Genomic DNA, 18,366 nt, shown 5'->3' with positions numbered 1-18,366 from the left:
TGAACCGCGCCGGCCTTGTGTCTGCCGGTCGCGGTTCTGTTTGATCCGGCGCGGCGCATCATGGCGCCGGCCAGCCCCCTCTTCAGAGGTTGTTGTTCTTGTTTCGATCGACGCATTCTTAATGAACCGTCATCCACTCGCGGGCGGCGCGCAACGCCTCGACGATCTGCATCTTGTCCATTCCGGCGGCGACATCGGCGCGCAGTTCGGCGGCGCGATCGTTGCCCTTGATCGCGGCGATGTTAAGCCACTTGTGGGCGGCGATCAGATCCACGGCGCAGCCGCGGCCCGTCGCATACATCAAGCCCATTTCGCAGAAGACATCGGCGTTGTTTTCGCCACCCATGGTGGCCATTTCAGCATTGTGCATTTCAAAGCGTGCCATCGGTTTATCCCTGTTTAGCCTGTTGTCGACTTACCCTGTTTTACCTTCCGGGCCTTGCCGTCTAACGCGGCTTCTGGTCCCTTCGGTTCGGCGGGTTTGCCCCGCTCGTTTGATGACCCCACTATGCCCCAGCGCCTTCAAAAAACGCCTAAAATGCATGATTAATTTGAGACAAACAAAGTGCAAACGCTTGGTAAACTTGGTTTTTTGTTAAACATCGCATCCCCTATCAATTAAGGATTTTCAGGTGATGTTTACTGAAAATTCAGATTTGAAAATCAACCCTTTGTTCACCACGATAAAAGCAGCGAAAATAAAAAAGCCTGAAATTCCGCTGTTTTAGACAGGACAAAAGACCCGGCTGACGGGCAGGAAACGATATTTACCTTTACGTTCGCGTCAGTTATTTTGCGCGCCGAGGATATCAGGGGGAGAAACAGAATGATCCGCAGTCTCATTCTCGCAGGCGCGATTGCGCTTTCGGCAACGGTTGCGAGCGCCGAGGAGCCGATCGTCGGCAACTGGAAAACCGCTTCCGGCGACACGGCCGTAATCGCCTCGTGCGGCGGCGGCTACTGCATCACGCTGAAGACGGGCAAATATGCGGGCAGGAAAATCGGGTCACTGGCTGGCAAGGACGGGAGTTATTCCGGCGAGATTACCGATCCCTCCAACGACAAAACCTATAGCGGGTCGGGAACCGTTTCGGGCGGTTCGCTGAAGATGCAGGGCTGTGTGCTCAAGATACTCTGCAAGTCGCAGACCTGGACCCGGCTCTGACCAGCCTTGAAACGTCCGGCCGGCCGGCCGTTTCATGCATCCCGAGAAAGCAGTCGCATTTCTGAACGCCTGATGAACCGCGATCTCAGCATCGGTTCAGCCGGAACATGGCAAAAACGTCCCAACGCTAAGGCGATATCGGGGCAAGGCCATGGAAATGATGATACTGGCAAGACGTTTCACCATCATCACGCTATTCGCGGCGATTTTCGCTGTGACATTCTCGGCGGCGGTCAGCCGCAATGCCGGCGGCGGTGCCCAGTCGCACTTCGGCGCCAACTACACCTGCCTTGACGGCAGCGGGCCGGCCTGCGTCGCACGCAACTGACGATGACGGCCTTGGTCTCATGCAGGGACCGGGGCCATCCAAAAATCTGCGACCGCTAATTCAGACGTCGTTTGCTTGTAAAAAACATCACTCTATAATGTCTCATGAGCAAACGAATCTCTTCCGCACCTCTGGACGTTTCATCTCCAACTCCCTTCGTGCCGCGGACAATCGACGACCCCGCAGTCGCCGTCGATCTGCTCACGGAGTTGTACGAGCGCAATACGTCCTTCCTGATCGATAACTTCGCAGAGCTTGCGAAAGGCGCGCCGATCACCTCGCGTTACCGCGCCTACTATCCGCAGGTTTCGATCGAAACCACCAGCTTCGGACATATCGACACCCGCCTCTCCTACGGGCATGTAACCGCGCCCGGCATCTACACGACCGGCGTGACGCGGCCGCGGCTGTTCAGGCACTATCTCAAGCAGCAGCTCGGCCTCTTGATGAAGAACCACAACGTGCCGGTCGTTGTCTCGGAATCGACCACGCCGATCCCGCTGCACTTCGCGTTCGGCGAAGGGGCGCATGTCGAAGCATCGGCTTCCGCCTTCGTAGACATTCCGATGCGCGACCTTTTCGACACGCCGGATCTCAACACGACCGACGACGAGATCGCCAATGGCGAATACATCCCGCCGCCCGGCGAACCCTCGCCGCTCGCCGCCTTCACGGCGCAGCGCACGGATTATTCGCTGGCCCGCCTCGCCCACTACACGGCGACCGGCGCGCAGCACTTCCAGAACTTCGTGCTGTTTACGAACTACCAGTTCTACATCGACGAGTTCTGCGCCTGGGCGCGCAAGCTGATGGCGGATGGCGGCGACGGCTACACCTCCTTCGTCGAGCCGGGCAACATCATTACTCATGCCGGCTCCAGCCAGCCGGAGACGGACGTGACGCTGGCGCGGCTGCCGCAGATGCCGGCCTATCACCTGAAGAAAAAGGGGCATGCCGGGATCACCATGATCAACATCGGCGTCGGCCCTTCCAACGCCAAGACGATCACCGACCACGTCGCCGTCCTGCGCCCGCATGCCTGGCTGATGCTCGGCCACTGCGCTGGACTGCGCAACAGCCAAAGGCTCGGCGATTATGTTCTGGCGCACGCCTATATGCGCGAGGATCATGTGCTTGACGACGACCTGCCGGTCTGGGTTCCGATCCCGGCGCTTGCCGAAGTGCAGGTCGCGCTCGAGGGTGCGGTGGCCGAAATCACCGGCTACGAGGGCTTCGAACTGAAACGGATCATGCGCACTGGCACGGTCGGAACGATCGACAACCGCAACTGGGAGCTCCGTGACCAGCGCGGGCCGGTCAAGCGACTATCACAGGCGCGCGCTATCGCGCTCGACATGGAATCGGCGACCATCGCCGCCAACGGCTTCCGCTTCCGCGTGCCTTACGGCACCCTGCTCTGCGTCTCCGACAAGCCGCTGCATGGCGAACTGAAGCTGCCGGGCATGGCGACCGCGTTCTACCGCACGCAGGTCAACCAGCACCTCCAGATCGGCATCCGCGCGATCCAGAAGCTCGCGGCGATGCCGCCCGAGACTTTGCATTCCCGCAAGCTCAGAAGCTTCTTCGAAACGGCGTTTCAGTAAGGGCGCTCTGCGAGCCTTAATGCTTCGCGGCACGGCCGAAGGGCAGCGAGATGGCGGTGCCCGTGAGTGCCGAAACGATGATCAGCAGATGCGCATTGATACTCGCCTTGGCCAGTGCGGCGAGCGCGACCTTGTCGCTCGCCGCGCCGAAGGCAACAGCGCCGGCGGTGATGCCGGCGGGATAAGTGCCGACGCCACCCGGCGCGTGAACCGGCAGCACGGAAGACAGCTCGCCGCCGAGCGCGCCGCCGAAGCTCGCGGCCATCGGTTCGACGCCCATGAGGCCGAGCGCCCAGGCCAATACCAAGACCTTCACCAGCCAGTTGATCACGGTCATGGCCCAGGCGCGTGCGAATGCGGCGGCATCGGCCGGCAGGCCGTTCTCGATCTCTGCAACAATTTTCGCGGCCTTCGCGGGCAGGAGCTTGACGGCAATCTTCAGCAATTGCCGACGCGCGGCAAATCCTGCGACGGGCAGCGCCAGGAAAGCCGCCCAGAGGATCCACGCGAGAACGGTGTGGATGGAGGCGATCGCGAAGCCGATGCCGGCGGCCGCAAGCAGCGCATGCAGGTCAAGCAGCCGCATGACGAGGAGCGCAGAGGTGCCGCGCGCCAGCGGAATGCCGAACTCGCTGCGCATCAGCACCGGGAAACTCGTTTCCCCGGCGCGAAACGGCAGCATGATGTTCAGGAGATTGTGGATCTGCGTGACCCGGAACAAGGCCTTGAAGCGACCTGAGGTCGCCTGTGGAAAATAATCATAGATGCGCCAGGTCCTGAGGAAATAGGTGCTCGTCAAAAGCAGCAGTGCGCCGACGACGGGCAAGACGCCGACTTCGGCCCATTGCCCGATGATGACGGGCCATCCCCATAGCCATTGGATGAAAAGAGCATAGGCCGCAACGATCGCCACGGTGAGCGCCGTCATGCGATTGCGGACAAACCAGGATTGTCGGCTGGCAACAACCGGAGACTTCATGTACTAGGCTTCCTGACTTTGCGGCGAAAACCGCGATGCGGCCGTGTGGCCTTTTAGGAGAATTAGCACTTGCAGACAACGGTAGACTCGGTCGCAGAGGCCATCGATCTGGCGCTCCCCTTCGAGCTGTCGCTCGTCGTTCCGATTTTCAACGAAGAGGAAAGCGTCGGGCCGCTCGTCGATCGCATCTGTTCGGCGATGGTCAACTTCACCGCCCGCTGGGAGCTGATCCTGGTGGACGACGGCAGCACGGATGCGACGCTCGCCAACGCGCGACAGCACCTTGACCGTGACGGGCTCACGCTGAAGATTGTCGCCCTGCAGCGCAATTTCGGCCAGACCGCCGCCATGCAGGCGGGGATCGACACCGCCGCCGGGCGTCTGATCGCGACAATGGACGGCGATCTGCAGAATGATCCCAAGGATATTCCCGCCATGGTGCGGGAGCTGGAGCGGCGGGAACTGGATCTTCTCGTGGGCTGGCGCAAGAACCGTCAGGACGGCCTGCTCCTGCGCAAGATTCCTTCCTGGTGCGCCAATTACCTGATCGGCCGGATCACCGGCGTGAAGCTTCACGATTACGGCTGCAGCCTGAAGATCTACCGTGCGTCGATCATCAAGCAGGTGAAGCTGATGGGCGAAATGCATCGCTTCATTCCGGCCTGGGTAGCCGGCGTGGTACCGAGCTCGCGTATCGGCGAGATGGTGGTCACCCACCATGCGCGCGAGCACGGCCAGTCGAAATACGGGATCTCGCGCACCTTCCGCGTCATTCTCGACCTGCTCTCGGTGATGTTCTTCATGCGCTACAAGGCGCGGCCGGGCCACTTCTTCGGTTCGCTCGGCCTTGGGCTTGGCGGCATCGCCGTGCTGATCCTGCTCTACCTGTTCTTCGACAAGTTCATCATGGGCAACGATATCGGCACCCGCCCGATGCTGATGGTCGGCATCGTCTTTCTGCTGTCATCCGTGCAGCTTATCACCACAGGCATTCTCTCGGAGATGATCGCACGCACCTACTACCGCGACGATGCTTCGCCGAACTACATCGTCCGACAGATCCTCGACGGAAATGAGAATGCGTAATCTGCTCGTGCGCAGACCGGACTTCATAGTCCTTCTGCTCACCGGATATTTCCTTCTAGAGTTTGCCGTTCGCATGTCGATGCCTGACGGCCTGCGCTACGACGAAGCGCAGCAGGCCTTCTTCTCGCAGTGGCTGGCATTGGGCTACGATTCCCAGCCGCCGCTATACAACTGGTTCCAGGCGGCCGTCGTGTCGGTCTTCGATCTTTCGATGACGACGATCGCGGCGGTGAAAAATCTTGTTCTGCTGCTGGTCTATCTCAGCTACTACAAGCTTGCCCGTATTCTGTTGCAGGACCGGCTGTTCGCGGTCATCGCGACACTTTCGCTTCTCACCATCCCGCAGCTTTTCTGGGAAGCGCAGCGCGACCTCACCCACACCGTCGCGCAGATGCTTGCCATCAACCTTCTGCTCTATGGCATCGTCAAGACGCTGAAGGCACCGTCGCTGAAATCCTATGTGGTCGTCGGACTGGCGCTCGGGCTGGGGATGCTGACCAAGTACAATTTCGCGCTGATCGCGGTCGCGGCGCTGGTTGCCGTCTGGCTGCATCCGGACGGCCGGGCACGGATCTTCGACAGGCGTTTTCTTCTGTCGATCGCCATCGCTGCCCTGCTTTTCCTGCCGCACGCCCTGTGGCTGCTGGACAATTTCGCTGTCGCCTCCGGCCGCACGCTCGGCATCATGGAGCAGGACGCGCCGAATGGAGCGCTGGCCAAGCTGATTCAGGGGCCGTTCAAGTTCCTGCGGCTGGCGGTCGTGATCGTCGCGCCGACCTTCGTCGTTTATGCCATCGTCTTCGGCAAGTCCTTTCTTCGCAATCTGCGCTCGACGACCGTCTGGACACGCTTCTTCGATGTGATCTTCGTGACGATCGCCGTTATCGTGCTGGTGCTGATCGTCGCGATCGGAATGACGGCGCTTCGGGATCGCTGGCTGCTGCCGTTCCTGTTCCTCGTGCCGATCTATTTCTGCCTGAAGATGCAGGCTGCGGGCATCAGGCCAGAAAACTTTGCGCGCCGCTTCCTGGTGGTGCCGCTGGTGATGATGGCGCTGATCCCGACGGCCCTGTTCGTCCGTGTCAACTTCCCGACGTTGTTCGGCAGCTACCAGGCCTACAACGTGCCCTACGCAACATTTGCCGAGAAGGTCGTTGCCGAGGAGGGCAAGACGCCGGGCCTGATCATGACCAACGATTGGCTGGCAGCCGGCAACATGCGCCTCCAGATGTCGCATACGACTGTCATGTCGCTGTTCTTCGCCAACTTGACGCTGGACTACAACTGGACGAGCGAGAAGCCGGTGCTGCTGGTCTGGCTTTCCACGAAAGACGCGCCGCCCGCGCCGTCGGCACTGAGGCAATGGGTGGGGCAGAATCTCGGCACGCAATATTCCGGTTTCGACGCCAGACTGATGGCCGTTCCATATGCCCGCGGCAGGCCTGACGACATGCAGTATTTTGGTTACGCCTGGATCTATCCCACGCGGCCGACCAATTAAGCTTTCAACTCTTTCCAGGCGGCATCGAGCGCGAGTTTCGCAATGCGCGCGATCTCGTCGATCCCCTCGCGGCTGATGACCAGCGGCGGCGATGCGAGCATGCGGTCGCCGGTGGCGCGCAGAATGAGCCCGTTTGCCAGAGCGTGGTTGCGCACCAGCGCACCGCTTGCATCGGGCTTTTCGAAGCGCTTGCGGTTGCTTTTGTCGGCGGTCAACTGCAACGCCCCCATCAGGCCGACGCTGGGGGCCTCGCCGACGAGATCATGTTCACCGAGCGCGCCCCAGACCTTCGCGAAATAGGGCCCGATATCGTCGCGCACCCGCTCGACCAACCTCTCGTCCTCGATGATGCGCAGGTTCTCAAGGGCGGCCGCAGCGCAAACCGGGTGGCCGGAATAGGTGAAGCCGTGATTGAAATCGCCGACATCGTTGATCAGCACATCCGCGACGCGGTCGGCGACGAGCACGCCGCCGATCGGCAGATAGCCCGAGGAAAGTCCCTTGGCGATGGGGGCCAGATCCGGTTCCACGCCAAAATACTGATGACCGAACCATTCGCCTAGCCGGCCGAACCCACAAATGACTTCGTCGGTGACGAGCAGGATGTTGCGCGCCTTGCAGATGCGATCGATTTCCGGCCAGTAGGTGTCGGGCGGAATGATGACGCCGCCGGCTCCCTGTACCGGTTCGGCGACGAACGCCGCGACGTTGTCTTCGCCAAGCTCGTCAATCTTCGCTTCGAGCTCGCGCGCGACCTTTAGGCCAAATTCGGCAGGCGACAGTTCCCCGCCCTCGCCGTACCAATAGGGCTGGCCGATGTGGACGATGCCCGGGATCGGGAGATCGCCCTGCTCGTGCATGTATTTCATGCCGCCGAGGCTGGCGCCCGCGACCGTCGAGCCGTGATAGCCGTTCTTGCGAGCGATGACGATCTTCTTCGACGGCTTTCCGACGGCGCTCCAATAGACGCGGGCCATGCGGAACCAGGTGTCGTTCGCCTCCGATCCCGAGCCGGTGAAGAAGACATGGTTGAAGCTCGGTCCCGCATGGGCGGTGACTTTCTCTGCCAGCAGCGTGGCCGGCGTGGTCGTCGTGCCGAAGAAGGTGTTGTAATAGGGCAGTTCGTTCATCTGGCGGGCGACGGCGTCGGTGATCTCACGGCGGCCGTAGCCGACGTTGACGCACCACAGGCCGGCGAAGCCATCGAGATACTTCCTGCCGTGGTTATCCCATATGTGGACGCCCTCGCCACGCTGGATGATGCGGGTACCATCGGCGTTCAGCTTCTTCATATCGGAGAAGGGATGAAGGTGATGAGCGGCATCGATGCCGGCGATATTCGAACGCGCGTAAGTATCGGACATGATTTGCTAAACACCCCAGAGATTGAAAGCCTCTTGCCAATGGGCTACGACCTTGGCCTTGTCCGAGGGGATTTTCAAGATCATGACGCCTGACAAAATGCACGGCATAGCTGCGGGCGGCGACCCGCGCATCGAAATCATACTGGTCGGCATGAACGGGGACCTGCGCGGCAAGCAGATTCCGCTCGAGGCGCAGAAGAAGATCTGGGCCGGCGAGGTCCGGCTCCCCTCCTCCACGCAGTCGCTCGATATCTGGGGCGACGACAACGATGACATCACCGGCCTCTCGTTGTCGGTCGGCGATCCCGACGGGAACTGCATTCCTGATAAGCGCAGCCGTGTGCCAATGCCGTGGGCGCCCGATGGCTCGATACAGGTGCTGGCGACGATGCACGAATTCGACGGCACGCCGAGCTTCATGGACCCGCGCGCCATTCTCGCGGCCATGCTCGAGCGCTACAAGCAGCGAGGGCTGACGCCTGTTGTGGCAACGGAGCTGGAATTTTACGTCGTCGAACCCGACTGGCGGGAGACCGGCCATCCCTCTCCCCCCAAAGGCCTCACCTACAAGGGCGAGCCGAACGGTTTCCAGCTTTACGACATGAGCGCGGTGGATACGCTGGACGACTATCTGCAAACCGTGCGCGCCTACGCGAAGGCGCAAGGGCTGCCCGCGGATGCGACGACGGCGGAGTTCGGCCCCGGACAGTTCGAGATCAATCTTCTGCACCGCGCCGATGCGCTGGCCGCGGCCGACGACTGCATCTACCTGAAACGGATCGTCGAACAGGCAGCACGCAAGCACGGACTGAAGTCGACCTGCATGGCCAAGCCCTATTCCGAGCACGCGGGCTCCGGACTTCATGTGCACGCCAGCATCATAGACAGGGATGGCCGGAATATCCTGGACGCCAAAGGCGGTGAGCCGAAGCTGCTCAAATCGGTCTGTGGCGGAATGCTGCAGAGCATGCGCGAGGCACAGCTGATCTTCGCGCCCTTCGCCAACTCCTACCGGCGCTTCCAGCCGGGTTCCTTCGCGCCTGTCGATCTGACGTGGGGTTACGGGCACCGTGGAACGGCGGTACGGATTCCGGATCGCGACGGTCCCGCAGCCCGGGTCGAACACCGTGTCGCCGGCGCCGACGCCAATCCCTATCTGCTGCTGACGGCGATCCTGGGCGGAATGCTGCTTGGGCTGGACAGCGAGATCGATCCGGGCGAGGAAACGACACCCTCGCATGTTCCGGAAAACACCACGCAACTGACGCATGATTTCCTGACGGCGGTTGACACCTTCCGGTCCTCGCCGTTCATTGCCGACGTCTTTGGACAGAGGTACCAGCAACTCTACGGCGATACGAAGCGCAAGGAGGCGATCACCTACCTGCGCACCGTTTCCGATTTCGACTACCGGACTTACTTGCCTCGGCTCTAGCTTAGCTGATCGGCTCGCGGCGCTCCGTTTCATCGACCTGCGCCGCCAAACCACGTTTCACCAGAACCTTCAGTTCTCCGGGGTGAAGCTTGAGCGCGACATCGCGCTCGAGCGGCAGAAGCTCGCCGTCCATCACGCAGTTCGCCTTGGAATGCAATTTCGGAAAATGGAGATCCACCTCGGCGGGGTGCATGATCATGACGTCGGCGTTCTCGCGAACCTTGCCGCGCAGCAAATCGAAGGCGAGGCGCGCAACGCCGAGTGGCTTCAGCGGCTTTGCAGTGTAGAAACCGAGCTCTCCGCCCGTCAGGTTATCAGCGTAGAGCAGCGCATTCTCGCCGAACGGATTGTTCGACACCGACACGGCCGAGACGCGGCGATGTTCGCGAATACCCTGTGCCCGGAACTCCACCTCGAACTCGGGCGGATTGAGCACCACGCCCAGCGCGGCACGCGTGCTCGCTCTCATCTTTCCGAGTCGGGAACGGTAGCTGTAGGAATTGCGGTAGCGCACCATGCGCGCGTGCAGGCCCGCCGAAAACTGGTGAATGAACGGCCGACCGTTGGCGCTGGCTATATCGACATTGTCGACCTCGCCGTTCGCCAGCACCTCGAGCGCCGTCCATATGTCGAGTGGGACGCGTAGCGACCGGGCAAACAGGTTCATGGTGCCCGCCGGAACCACGCCCAAGGCGACACCGTTCTTCCAGGCGATCGAGGCGGCCGCCGAAATCGTTCCGTCGCCGCCGCCGGCAACAATTCCATCGAGATCGTCGCGCCGCGCCGCTCGCTCCATTGCCGGCACGATCTCCTTTCCGGAGAAGACGACGGCCTCGAAGTCATGACCGGCGTCACGGAACACCGCCTCGGCGCGCTTCTCATAGGCTTCCATATCGGTCGTTCGGAACGTCCCGCCGTCCCGATTGAAAAAACCCATAAGCTTCATGAGATTCCTGTCAGCTTCGAAAACCCTCGCGAGACTTGTCGCGCCGCTTAGAGATGGTTGCGCGCCGAGCTATTTCAAGCAGAGGCGGCTCTAATCGCCGGCCGCCTCCACGCCACGAGCCACGCAACCAATGCAATGGATACATGCGCTGAGAGGGACGCTGCACTGCAGAAAACGCACTCGACGCCATCGGGTGTCGTCGCCAATAATGAGATATTGGAGCATTCCTCCATCCCCCATCATTTTCCGGCTTGCCGGCTCGGTCGGCATCCTGCCCTCGCGCCCATTCTCAAGCGTCAGAATGCCTAAGGAGCTCTCGTGAGCCAAATAGCCGTAAACGATTCCATCGATAGCAGCCCAGCCGTCGAGGCGCCCTCGCCGATGGCGGTCGCGCTGGTGCAACTGGCGCTTGCCTGCGGCGGGTTCGGCATCGGCACTGGCGAATTCGCGGTCATGGGTCTGCTGCCCAATGTCGCCGGCACCTTCTCCGTAACCATTCCGCAAGCCGGTTACGTGATCAGCGCCTACGCGCTGGGTGTGGTCATCGGGGCGCCCGTTATTGCTGTACTCGCGGCGAAAATGACGCGCCGCTCGCTGCTTCTGCTCCTGATGGGTATCTTCGCGACCGGAAACATATTGAGCGCTCTAGCGCCGACCTTCGAGAGCTTTGCTGCCCTTCGCTTTGTCACGGGGCTCCCGCACGGCGCCTATTTCGGCGTGGCGGCAGTCGTCGCCGCGTCGATGGTGCCCGTGCACAAGCGGGCACGGGCCGTGGGAAGCGTCATGCTCGGACTGACGATCGCCACGCTGCTCGGCACTCCGCTCGCAACCTTCTTCGGGCAGTCGCTCGACTGGCGTATCGCATTCACCTCGGTCGGGATCATCGGCCTCGTGACCATGGCGCTCATCTGGTACTACGTACCGCGAGACGAGGTCTCGGAAGGCGCCAGCTTCATGCGCGAACTCGGGGCCTTCAGGCGCCCGCAGGTCCTGCTGACACTTGCCATCGCGGCTGTCGGCTACGGCGGCATGTTCGCAATGTTCAGCTACATTGCCGATACGACAACCGAGGTCGCCATGCTGCAGCCGGGGATGGTCGCGGTGATGATGGTGCTGTTCGGCGTCGGCATGAACGCCGGCAATGTCGTCGGTTCCCGGTTGGCCGACAAGTCGATCATGGGGACGATCGGCGGATCGCTGATCTTCAACATCATTGTGCTGACGCTGTTTTCGCTGACGGCGTCCAATCCCTTTATGCTCGGGCTCTGCGTGTTCCTGATCGGCTGCGGCTTCGCTGCCGGCCCTGCCCTGCAGACGCGCCTCATGGACGTTGCTGCCGATGCACAGACCCTTGCCGCGGCGTCCAACCATTCGGCCTTCAATATTGCCAATGCGCTTGGCGCCTGGCTCGGCGGCCTCGTCATCGCCTGGGGCTATGGCTCCGCGGCGACCGGCTATGTCGGCGCCATTCTTTCGGTGTTGGGGATGCTGGTATTCGCGGCATCGCTACGCCTGGACCGTCGCAGCCGCGGCTGATGCAGTATCGGCCGTCACGTCACGCAGCTGGCGGCCATCGGGACGGCAGAAGACATTCTGCTCGCCCCATACCGCTAGTGCCGTAATTACCGGCCGCAGCGTCTGTCCAAGGGGCGTCAACGCATAGTCGACACGCGGCGGCACTACCGGATAGACGGTGCGGGAAACCAGCCCCGACTCTTCCAGCTCCCGCAGTTGCTTGGTCAACATGCGCTGCGTTACCGCAGGCAGCTTTCGGCGCAGTTCGTTGAAACGGTGCGTGCCCGCCATCAGGTGGAAGAGAATGACGCCCTTCCATTTTCCGTCCAGAAAACTCAGCGTCGCCTCGACGGGGCAGCCGGGAAAATTCTCAGTCAGCTTGTCCCGCGGCAACGACATTTGACGGTATCCTTTTTGGTACTACGTACAGAATTTGTGCATTCTTGCGCTTCCCGAACATAGGACGCATCTAGCATCTGTGCAACCGAACAGGAGTTTCCCATGCGCGCCGTCGCCTACAAGCTTCCCCAGCCAATCACCGCAGAGACGTCATTGATCGACGTCGATCTGCCCACGCCGGAAGCCGGCGGGCATGACCTGCTCGTCGAGGTCAAGGCAGTCTCCGTCAATCCCGTTGACGTCAAGGTTCGTGCCGGCGTCGCACCCGACGGAACGGAGTTCAAGGTGCTTGGGTGGGATGCCGCAGGCATCGTCAAAGCCGTTGGCCCTGACGTCACTCTGTTCAATGTCGGCGACGAGGTGTTCTATGCCGGCGCCATCAATCGGCCGGGCTCCAACGCGGAATTTCATCTCGTCGACGAGCGCATCGTCGGCCGCAAACCGAAGGTACTCGATTTCGCGGCCGCGGCCGCCCTGCCGTTGACCTCGATAACCGCTTACGAGGCGCTGTTCGATCGCCTGAAGGTTCAGGACAAGGTTTCAGGCGCGGCGAATGCGATCCTCATCATCGGCGGTGCGGGTGGGGTCGGCTCGATCGCGATCCAGATCGCCCGCGCCTTGACCGACCTCACGGTCATCGCCACTGCGTCGCGGCCGGAAACGCAGGCATGGGTCAAGGCGCTGGGCGCGCATCACGTGGTCGACCATTCGCAGCCGATCGCAGCCCAGGTGCAGGCGCTCGGCATCGGCGCGCCCGGTTTCGTGTTCTCGACGACCAACACCATCGATCATCTCAAAGAGATTGTCGAAACGATTACGCCACAGGGTCGCTTCGCGCTGATCGACGACCCGAAGATGCTCGACATCGTGCCCTTCAAGCGCAAGGCGGTTTCCGTTCACTGGGAGCTGATGTTTACCCGCCCGCTCTTCGGCACACCCGACATGATCGAACAGCACAAGCTGCTGAACAGGATCGCCGGACTCGTCGACGAGGGCGCGATCAGGACGACGCTCAACGAGACCGTGGGGCCGATCAACGCCACCAACCTCAAGAAGGCACATGCAATGATCGAGAGCGGCAAGACGAAGGGCAAGCTTGTTCTCGCCGGCTTCTGAGGCCGATAAATCACGCACCTCTCCCGCCATCCCCGAAATGCCGCGCCGCGGGTGCGGCATTCTCGCCGCAAGCACCTCGCTCGCTTGACTTTTTCCGCAATTGGGACCACCTAGTGCCGCACGAGGAAAACGTCCGTTTTCCGCGGATATCAACGGAGCCATCTCACGATGCCAAGCGACAGTAGCAGTCGATTGCCTTTGCCGTACGCGGCCCTCGTGCGCTGACCGATTCCTGTCGGGCTCGCCCGTCGGACGCTACGGCGGATCGACGGAAAGGCGAGCCATATGAACTCCAATCGCTTCCCCCTGCGGGCAGGCCATGCCGCCCGTTTCTTCAACGACAACCTCGGCACCATCACGACGGCCGAGCGCGTCGAACGTCTGAACTCACTCGACATCCACGAAGCGGCAGGCGTTCTCGCCACCCTGCCCCAGCAGAAGGCCGTCCGTATTCTCGGTCGCCCGGAGTTGCACCATGCCGCCGCGATGCTGACCGAAATGCCGGTCGAGCATGCCGCACGGCTGTTGAACGCCACCGCCAACGACCGGGTTGCCGACCTCTTCCAGGAAATGGACGAAGGCGCAAGGGCGCATCTGTTCTCCAAGCTGGACCGCGCCACCTCTCTCGCAGTCCAGCATCTCATGGGATATCCGCCGCGAACGGCCGGCAGCATCATGACGACAGAGTTCGTCAGCGTTCCCGCAAGCTGGACGGTGGAGCGGACGCTCGAGCATGTCCGCAAGGTTGAGCGTTCGCGCGAAACGGTTTATGCCATCTACGTTCTCGACACCGAAACGCAGGCGCTCATCAGCGTCGTCACCCTGCGCCGACTGATCACAGGTGAGCCGCAGGCGTCGGTACTGAGCGTGGCGCAGCAGGGCGGCATCGTGAAGGCCGATCCGCTGATGACGCAGGAGGATGTGGCGCGGCTGATCCGCAAACACAACCTGCTTGCCCTGCCCGTCATCGGGGAAGAAGGGCATATGCTGGGGATCGTCACCGTCGACGACGTGATCGACACGATGATCGCCGACCAGACCGAGGACGCGCAGAAGTTCGGCGGCATGGAAGCGTTGGGCAAGCCCTACATGACGATCAGCTTCGCAGGCATGCTGAAAAAGCGTGCGGGCTGGCTCTGCGCTCTCTTCCTGGGCGAAATGTTGACGGCAAGCGCCATGCAGCATTTCGAAGGCGAGCTGGAAAAGGCGATCGTGCTGACGCTGTTCGTGCCGCTGATCATGAGCTCGGGCGGCAATAGCGGTTCGCAGGCGACCTCGCTGATCATCCGGGCACTGGCGCTGGGAGAACTGAAGCTCGGTGACTGGTGGCGGGTGCTGCTGCGCGAATTGCCGACCGGCATCGTGCTCGGCGCCATCCTTGGCCTCGTCGGCTTCGGTCGGATCCTGCTCTGGCAGAGCATCGGCCTCTATGATTACGGCGAGCACTGGGTGCTGATCGGCGTAACGATCTTCGCAGCCCTGATCGGGATCGTGCTGTTCGGTTCCATCGCCGGCTCGATGCTGCCGTTCATCCTGCAGAAGCTCAGGCTCGACCCCGCCAGCGCATCGGCGCCGCTTGTCGCCACGCTCGTCGATGTCAGCGGGCTGGTCATCTACTTCACGGTGGCGCTGCTGATCCTCAGTGGCACACTTTTATGAATAGAGAGACGGGGCCGAAGGAGCCCCGTTTTCATTTCGGCTGGAACAGCCCACTAGGCCTGGATAACAACGACCTTGGCGCCGGGCGTCACCCGATCATAGAGATCGATGACATCGTGGTTCAGCATGCGGATGCAGCCGCTCGACATGGCCAGACCGATCGATTGCGGCTGGTTGGTGCCGTGAATACGGAAGTGGGTGTCGTTGCCACCACGGTAAAGGTACATGGCGCGGGCGCCGAGCGGATTGTTCGGACCGCCAGGCATGCCGCCGGCGAGCTTGCGGTAACGTTCCTCGCGGCGCTGCATGTTTTCGGTCGGCGTCCAGCTCGGCCATTCCGCCTTGCGGCCGACATAGGCGCCGCCGGAAAACGCCAGTCCCTCGCGACCGACACCAACACCGTAGCGCATCGCCCTGTCGCCGCCGAGGATGTAATAGAGGCGTCGGGCGGGCGTATCGACGACAACGGTGCCCGGATCGTAGCTTGAGGCGTATGATACTTCCTGACGGCGGAGCTCGGGATCGAGCTTGTCGAGCGGCATGGCCGGCAGCGGATACTTCTCGGCTGGCAGGGCCGCGTAATTGGCACGATGATCAGGACCGCTGGCGGCGCATCCGGCAAGAAGTGCGGAAACGCCGAGAACGAAACCGCGACGGGAAATCGACATTAATACAGTTCCTTAACGTTCAATTGATGCAACCGACGTTAGGAAAAACATGGTTAATACTGGGTTAAACTCGGGCGGATGCCTGAAAGGAATTTGGCGGAAAGGCGGCGGAGCACATGACACCTTTTCGTGATCGGGACGGGACCAACTTGGATAACCGCCCCTAGAGAGCGAGAACCATGGCAACCCGCCGGTCGGGATCCATTCCCACGGAGATTTCGTGATCCAGCTTCTCTCGCAGAAACCGTGGAAGCGCCTCAGTCGGCGTCAGCACAAAGCCGAGCGAGGCATAGAATGGCGCGTTGAAGAGGACGTGGCGGTCGGTCGTCAATGTCACCGCAGAAAGCCCGTGCGACTTCGCCAGCTCGAAAGCAGACATCATCAGGCCACGGCCAACACCCCGCCTCTGCCATGCCGTGGAGACATTGAGCTCTTTCACATAAAGCGTTTCGTCGATCTCTTCCGCCGCAAGAAAGCCGACCGGGTGATCGGCCATATCGGCAGCCACCAGTAGCAGACCCGCATCGAGGGATTGCTGGAGGATGCTTCGCGGCAGTGCATGCGGCTCGCGGTCCCCGCCAATCGCCTCCGCAAGAGTCGCGAATGCGTCGAGTTCGATCTCCGTCAGGCGCGGCAGCTCATCGATGCGCGCCTGTCTTATGGCCCAGGCGTCACCCATCCTCTTCCTCACATATTAGGATAAACAGGCCCCTCGCCGCCCTGCGGCGGCACCCAGTTGATGTTCTGGTTGGGATCCTTGATGTCACAGGTCTTGCAGTGGACGCAGTTCTGGGCGTTGATGACGTAGACCTCCTCGCCGTCCTTCTCCACCCACTCGTAAACGCCGGCCGGACAGTAGCGGGTCGAGGGGCCGGCATAGACATCGTGCTCGGAGCGCCTCTGCAGCGCCATGTCCTTCACCTTGAGATGAACCGGCTGATCCTCCTCATGGTTGGTGTTCGACAGGAACACCGAGGAAAGACGGTCGAAGGTGAGGACGCCGTCGGGCTTGGGATAGTCGATCTTCTTGTGCTTCGAGGCCGGCTCCAGCGACTGGGCATCGGTCTTGCCGTGGCCGAGCGTGCCGAAGAAGGAGAAGCCAAGCAGCTGGTTGGTCCACATGTCGAGGCCGCCGAGCGCCACGCCAATCGCCGTGCCGAACTTCGACCACAGCGGCTTGACGTTGCGCACCTTCTTCAGGTCCTTGCCGATGTCGCTCGAACGCCAGTCGTTCTCGATCTCGATGACTTCGTCATTGGCGCGGCCATCGGCGATCGCGGCGGCGATCCGGTCGGCCGCCAGCATGCCCGACAGCACCGCATTGTGGCTGCCCTTGATGCGGGGCACGTTGACGAAGCCGGCCGAACAGCCGATCAGCGCGCCGCCCGGGAAGGTCAGTTTCGGCACCGACTGATAACCGCCCTCGGTGATGGCGCGAGCGCCGTAGGACAGGCGCTTGCCGCCCTCGAAGGTGGTACGGATGGCGGGATGCGTCTTGAAGCGCTGGAATTCCTCGAAGGGATAGAGATAGGGGTTCTTGTAGTTCAGGTGCACCACAAAGCCGACGGCCACGAGATTGTCTTCGAGATGATACAGGAACGAGCCGCCACCGGTCTTCATGCCGAGCGGCCAGCCGAAGGAGTGCTGCACGAGGCCCTGTTTGTGGTTCTCCGGCTTCACCTGCCAGAGCTCCTTGATGCCGATGCCGAATTTCTGCGGCTGGCGATCCTTCTGAAGATCGAACTTTGATATCAGCTGCTTGGCGAGCGAGCCGCGCACGCCCTCGCCGATCAGCGTGTACTTGCCGAGCAGCTCCATGCCGCGGGTGAAGTTCGGGCCGGGCTCGCCGTTCTTCTCGACGCCCATGTCGCCGGTCGCAACACCGATGACGGCGCCCTTGTCGTTATAGAGCACTTCGGTTGCGGCGAAGCCCGGATAGATCTCGACGCCCAAGGCTTCCGCGTGGCCCGCCAGCCAGCGACAGACGTTGCCGAGCGAGACGATGTAGTTGCCGTGATTGCTCATCAGCGGCGGCATGGCGAAGTTCGGCAGGCGGATCGAGCCGGCCGGACCGAGCAGCAGGAAGTGGTCGTCCTTGACCTCGGTCTTGAACGGGTGATCGGCCTCCTGACGCCAATCGGGCAGCAGGCGGTCGATGCCGATGGGGTCGACGACCGCACCCGACAGGATGTGCGCGCCGACTTCGGCACCCTTCTCCAGGACAACAACCGAGAGATCCGGATTGACCTGCTTCAGCCTGATCGCCGCGGACAGACCGGCCGGCCCACCACCGACGATCACAACGTCGAATTCCATGCTTTCGCGTTCAGGCAGCTCAGTCGTCTCGGTCATTCACTCAATCTCCGCTCGGCCGCCGCTACAGCCGTGGTCCCCGTAATTAAGCTATCTATTCTCAAAACCGCGATGCGTTGTCGAGCCGGGAAACGACACCCAATCCTCAATTCGCACAATGCGTTGGCGAGACACCCAGAAAACATATGACGTTTACGTTAACGTAATTAAAATGTCGAATGAATATCGACGTAGCGCTTCTTCCCTCCCCTTCGAGCGCGCCCTATAACTGGCCGGAAAGAACGGAGA

17 protein-coding genes are annotated in these 18,366 nt (G+C 61.5%); 9 read left to right on the top strand and 8 right to left on the bottom strand.

Annotated features, from left to right (window positions below):
• Positions 1–118 precede the first annotated feature (118 nt).
• Positions 119–385: a sel1 repeat family protein gene (locus QTL95_RS24890; protein ID WP_289722586.1), complete on the bottom strand. Its 267-nt coding sequence runs from the start codon at positions 383–385 to the stop codon at positions 119–121.
• A 441-nt stretch (positions 386–826) separates the two neighbouring features.
• Here QTL95_RS24890 and QTL95_RS24885 point away from each other — a divergent pair, with 441 nt between their 5' ends.
• The 3 genes from QTL95_RS24885 to amn all read left to right on the top strand — a co-directional run bounded on the left by QTL95_RS24885 (position 827) and on the right by amn (position 3,097).
• Entirely contained in the window at positions 827–1,165 is a 339-nt protein-coding gene (locus tag QTL95_RS24885; RefSeq protein WP_289722585.1) for a DUF2147 domain-containing protein, read from the top strand.
• A gap of 151 nt (positions 1,166–1,316) precedes the next feature.
• Positions 1,317–1,493, top strand: coding sequence for a hypothetical protein (locus QTL95_RS24880; RefSeq protein ID WP_197069510.1), 177 nt, complete (start codon positions 1,317–1,319; stop codon positions 1,491–1,493).
• Positions 1,494–1,597: 104 nt separating this feature from the next.
• A complete protein-coding gene (gene amn / locus QTL95_RS24875) occupies positions 1,598–3,097 on the top strand; it encodes an AMP nucleosidase (protein WP_289722584.1) in 1,500 nt (499 codons plus the stop codon).
• A 16-nt stretch (positions 3,098–3,113) separates the two neighbouring features.
• Here the strand turns inward: amn and QTL95_RS24870 are convergent, their stop codons facing one another.
• A complete protein-coding gene (locus QTL95_RS24870; RefSeq protein ID WP_289722583.1) occupies positions 3,114–4,076 on the bottom strand; it encodes a lysylphosphatidylglycerol synthase domain-containing protein in 963 nt (320 codons plus the stop codon).
• Positions 4,077–4,145: 69 nt separating this feature from the next.
• Between QTL95_RS24870 and QTL95_RS24865 the strand changes: the two genes are divergently transcribed.
• The gene (locus QTL95_RS24865) at positions 4,146–5,162 is read left to right on the top strand and encodes a glycosyltransferase family 2 protein (RefSeq protein ID WP_289722582.1); all 1,017 of its coding nucleotides are present in this window, start codon (positions 4,146–4,148) and stop codon (positions 5,160–5,162) included.
• The gene (locus tag QTL95_RS24860; protein WP_289722581.1) at positions 5,155–6,663 is read left to right on the top strand and encodes a glycosyltransferase family 39 protein; all 1,509 of its coding nucleotides are present in this window, start codon (positions 5,155–5,157) and stop codon (positions 6,661–6,663) included. Before QTL95_RS24865 ends, QTL95_RS24860 begins: the two co-directional genes overlap by 8 nt.
• On the opposite strand, the gene QTL95_RS24855 is transcribed toward QTL95_RS24860, so the two are convergent.
• The gene (locus tag QTL95_RS24855) at positions 6,660–8,027 is read right to left on the bottom strand and encodes an aspartate aminotransferase family protein (protein WP_289722580.1); all 1,368 of its coding nucleotides are present in this window, start codon (positions 8,025–8,027) and stop codon (positions 6,660–6,662) included. The two genes, QTL95_RS24860 and QTL95_RS24855, sit on opposite strands and share 4 nt — an antisense overlap.
• Before the next feature lie 82 nt (positions 8,028–8,109).
• Here QTL95_RS24855 and QTL95_RS24850 point away from each other — a divergent pair, with 82 nt between their 5' ends.
• Positions 8,110–9,462 (top strand): glutamine synthetase family protein, encoded by a 1,353-nt coding sequence (locus QTL95_RS24850; protein ID WP_289722579.1) that lies wholly within the window; start codon positions 8,110–8,112, stop codon positions 9,460–9,462.
• A 1-nt stretch (position 9,463) separates the two neighbouring features.
• Here QTL95_RS24850 and QTL95_RS24845 read toward each other — a convergent pair whose 3' ends face one another.
• Positions 9,464–10,408: a diacylglycerol/lipid kinase family protein gene (locus QTL95_RS24845; protein WP_289722578.1), complete on the bottom strand. Its 945-nt coding sequence runs from the start codon at positions 10,406–10,408 to the stop codon at positions 9,464–9,466.
• A gap of 318 nt (positions 10,409–10,726) precedes the next feature.
• Between QTL95_RS24845 and QTL95_RS24840 the strand changes: the two genes are divergently transcribed.
• Positions 10,727–11,944 carry an MFS transporter gene (locus QTL95_RS24840; protein ID WP_289722577.1) on the top strand — a complete coding sequence of 406 codons (1,218 nt, stop codon included), beginning with the start codon at positions 10,727–10,729 and terminating at the stop codon, positions 11,942–11,944.
• On the opposite strand, the gene QTL95_RS24835 is transcribed toward QTL95_RS24840, so the two are convergent.
• Positions 11,915–12,322, bottom strand: coding sequence for a winged helix-turn-helix transcriptional regulator (locus tag QTL95_RS24835; protein WP_289722576.1), 408 nt, complete (start codon positions 12,320–12,322; stop codon positions 11,915–11,917). The two genes, QTL95_RS24840 and QTL95_RS24835, sit on opposite strands and share 30 nt — an antisense overlap.
• A gap of 102 nt (positions 12,323–12,424) precedes the next feature.
• Here QTL95_RS24835 and QTL95_RS24830 point away from each other — a divergent pair, with 102 nt between their 5' ends.
• Both QTL95_RS24830 and mgtE read left to right on the top strand, forming a co-directional pair.
• Positions 12,425–13,438: a zinc-binding alcohol dehydrogenase family protein gene (locus tag QTL95_RS24830; RefSeq protein ID WP_289722575.1), complete on the top strand. Its 1,014-nt coding sequence runs from the start codon at positions 12,425–12,427 to the stop codon at positions 13,436–13,438.
• Positions 13,439–13,723: 285 nt separating this feature from the next.
• On the top strand, positions 13,724–15,097 hold the full coding sequence (gene mgtE / locus QTL95_RS24825; protein ID WP_289722574.1) for a magnesium transporter: 1,374 nt from the start codon (positions 13,724–13,726) through the stop codon (positions 15,095–15,097).
• Between the two features lie 53 nt (positions 15,098–15,150).
• Here the strand turns inward: mgtE and QTL95_RS24820 are convergent, their stop codons facing one another.
• The 3 genes from QTL95_RS24820 to QTL95_RS24810 form a co-directional block, all read right to left on the bottom strand.
• Positions 15,151–15,765 (bottom strand): L,D-transpeptidase, encoded by a 615-nt coding sequence (locus tag QTL95_RS24820; RefSeq protein WP_289722573.1) that lies wholly within the window; start codon positions 15,763–15,765, stop codon positions 15,151–15,153.
• Between the two features lie 163 nt (positions 15,766–15,928).
• On the bottom strand, positions 15,929–16,444 hold the full coding sequence (locus QTL95_RS24815) for a GNAT family N-acetyltransferase (protein ID WP_289722572.1): 516 nt from the start codon (positions 16,442–16,444) through the stop codon (positions 15,929–15,931).
• Between the two features lie 8 nt (positions 16,445–16,452).
• Positions 16,453–18,117: an electron transfer flavoprotein-ubiquinone oxidoreductase gene (locus QTL95_RS24810; protein WP_289722571.1), complete on the bottom strand. Its 1,665-nt coding sequence runs from the start codon at positions 18,115–18,117 to the stop codon at positions 16,453–16,455.
• Between the last annotated feature and the right edge of the window lie 249 nt (positions 18,118–18,366).

Source organism: Rhizobium sp. S152 (genome assembly GCF_030380735.1).
In the GTDB taxonomy this organism is placed as follows: Bacteria; Pseudomonadota; Alphaproteobacteria; order Rhizobiales; family Rhizobiaceae; genus Rhizobium.
Note: the sequence above shows the minus strand (reverse complement) of the source record. Positions and strands in the feature narration are given on the sequence as shown.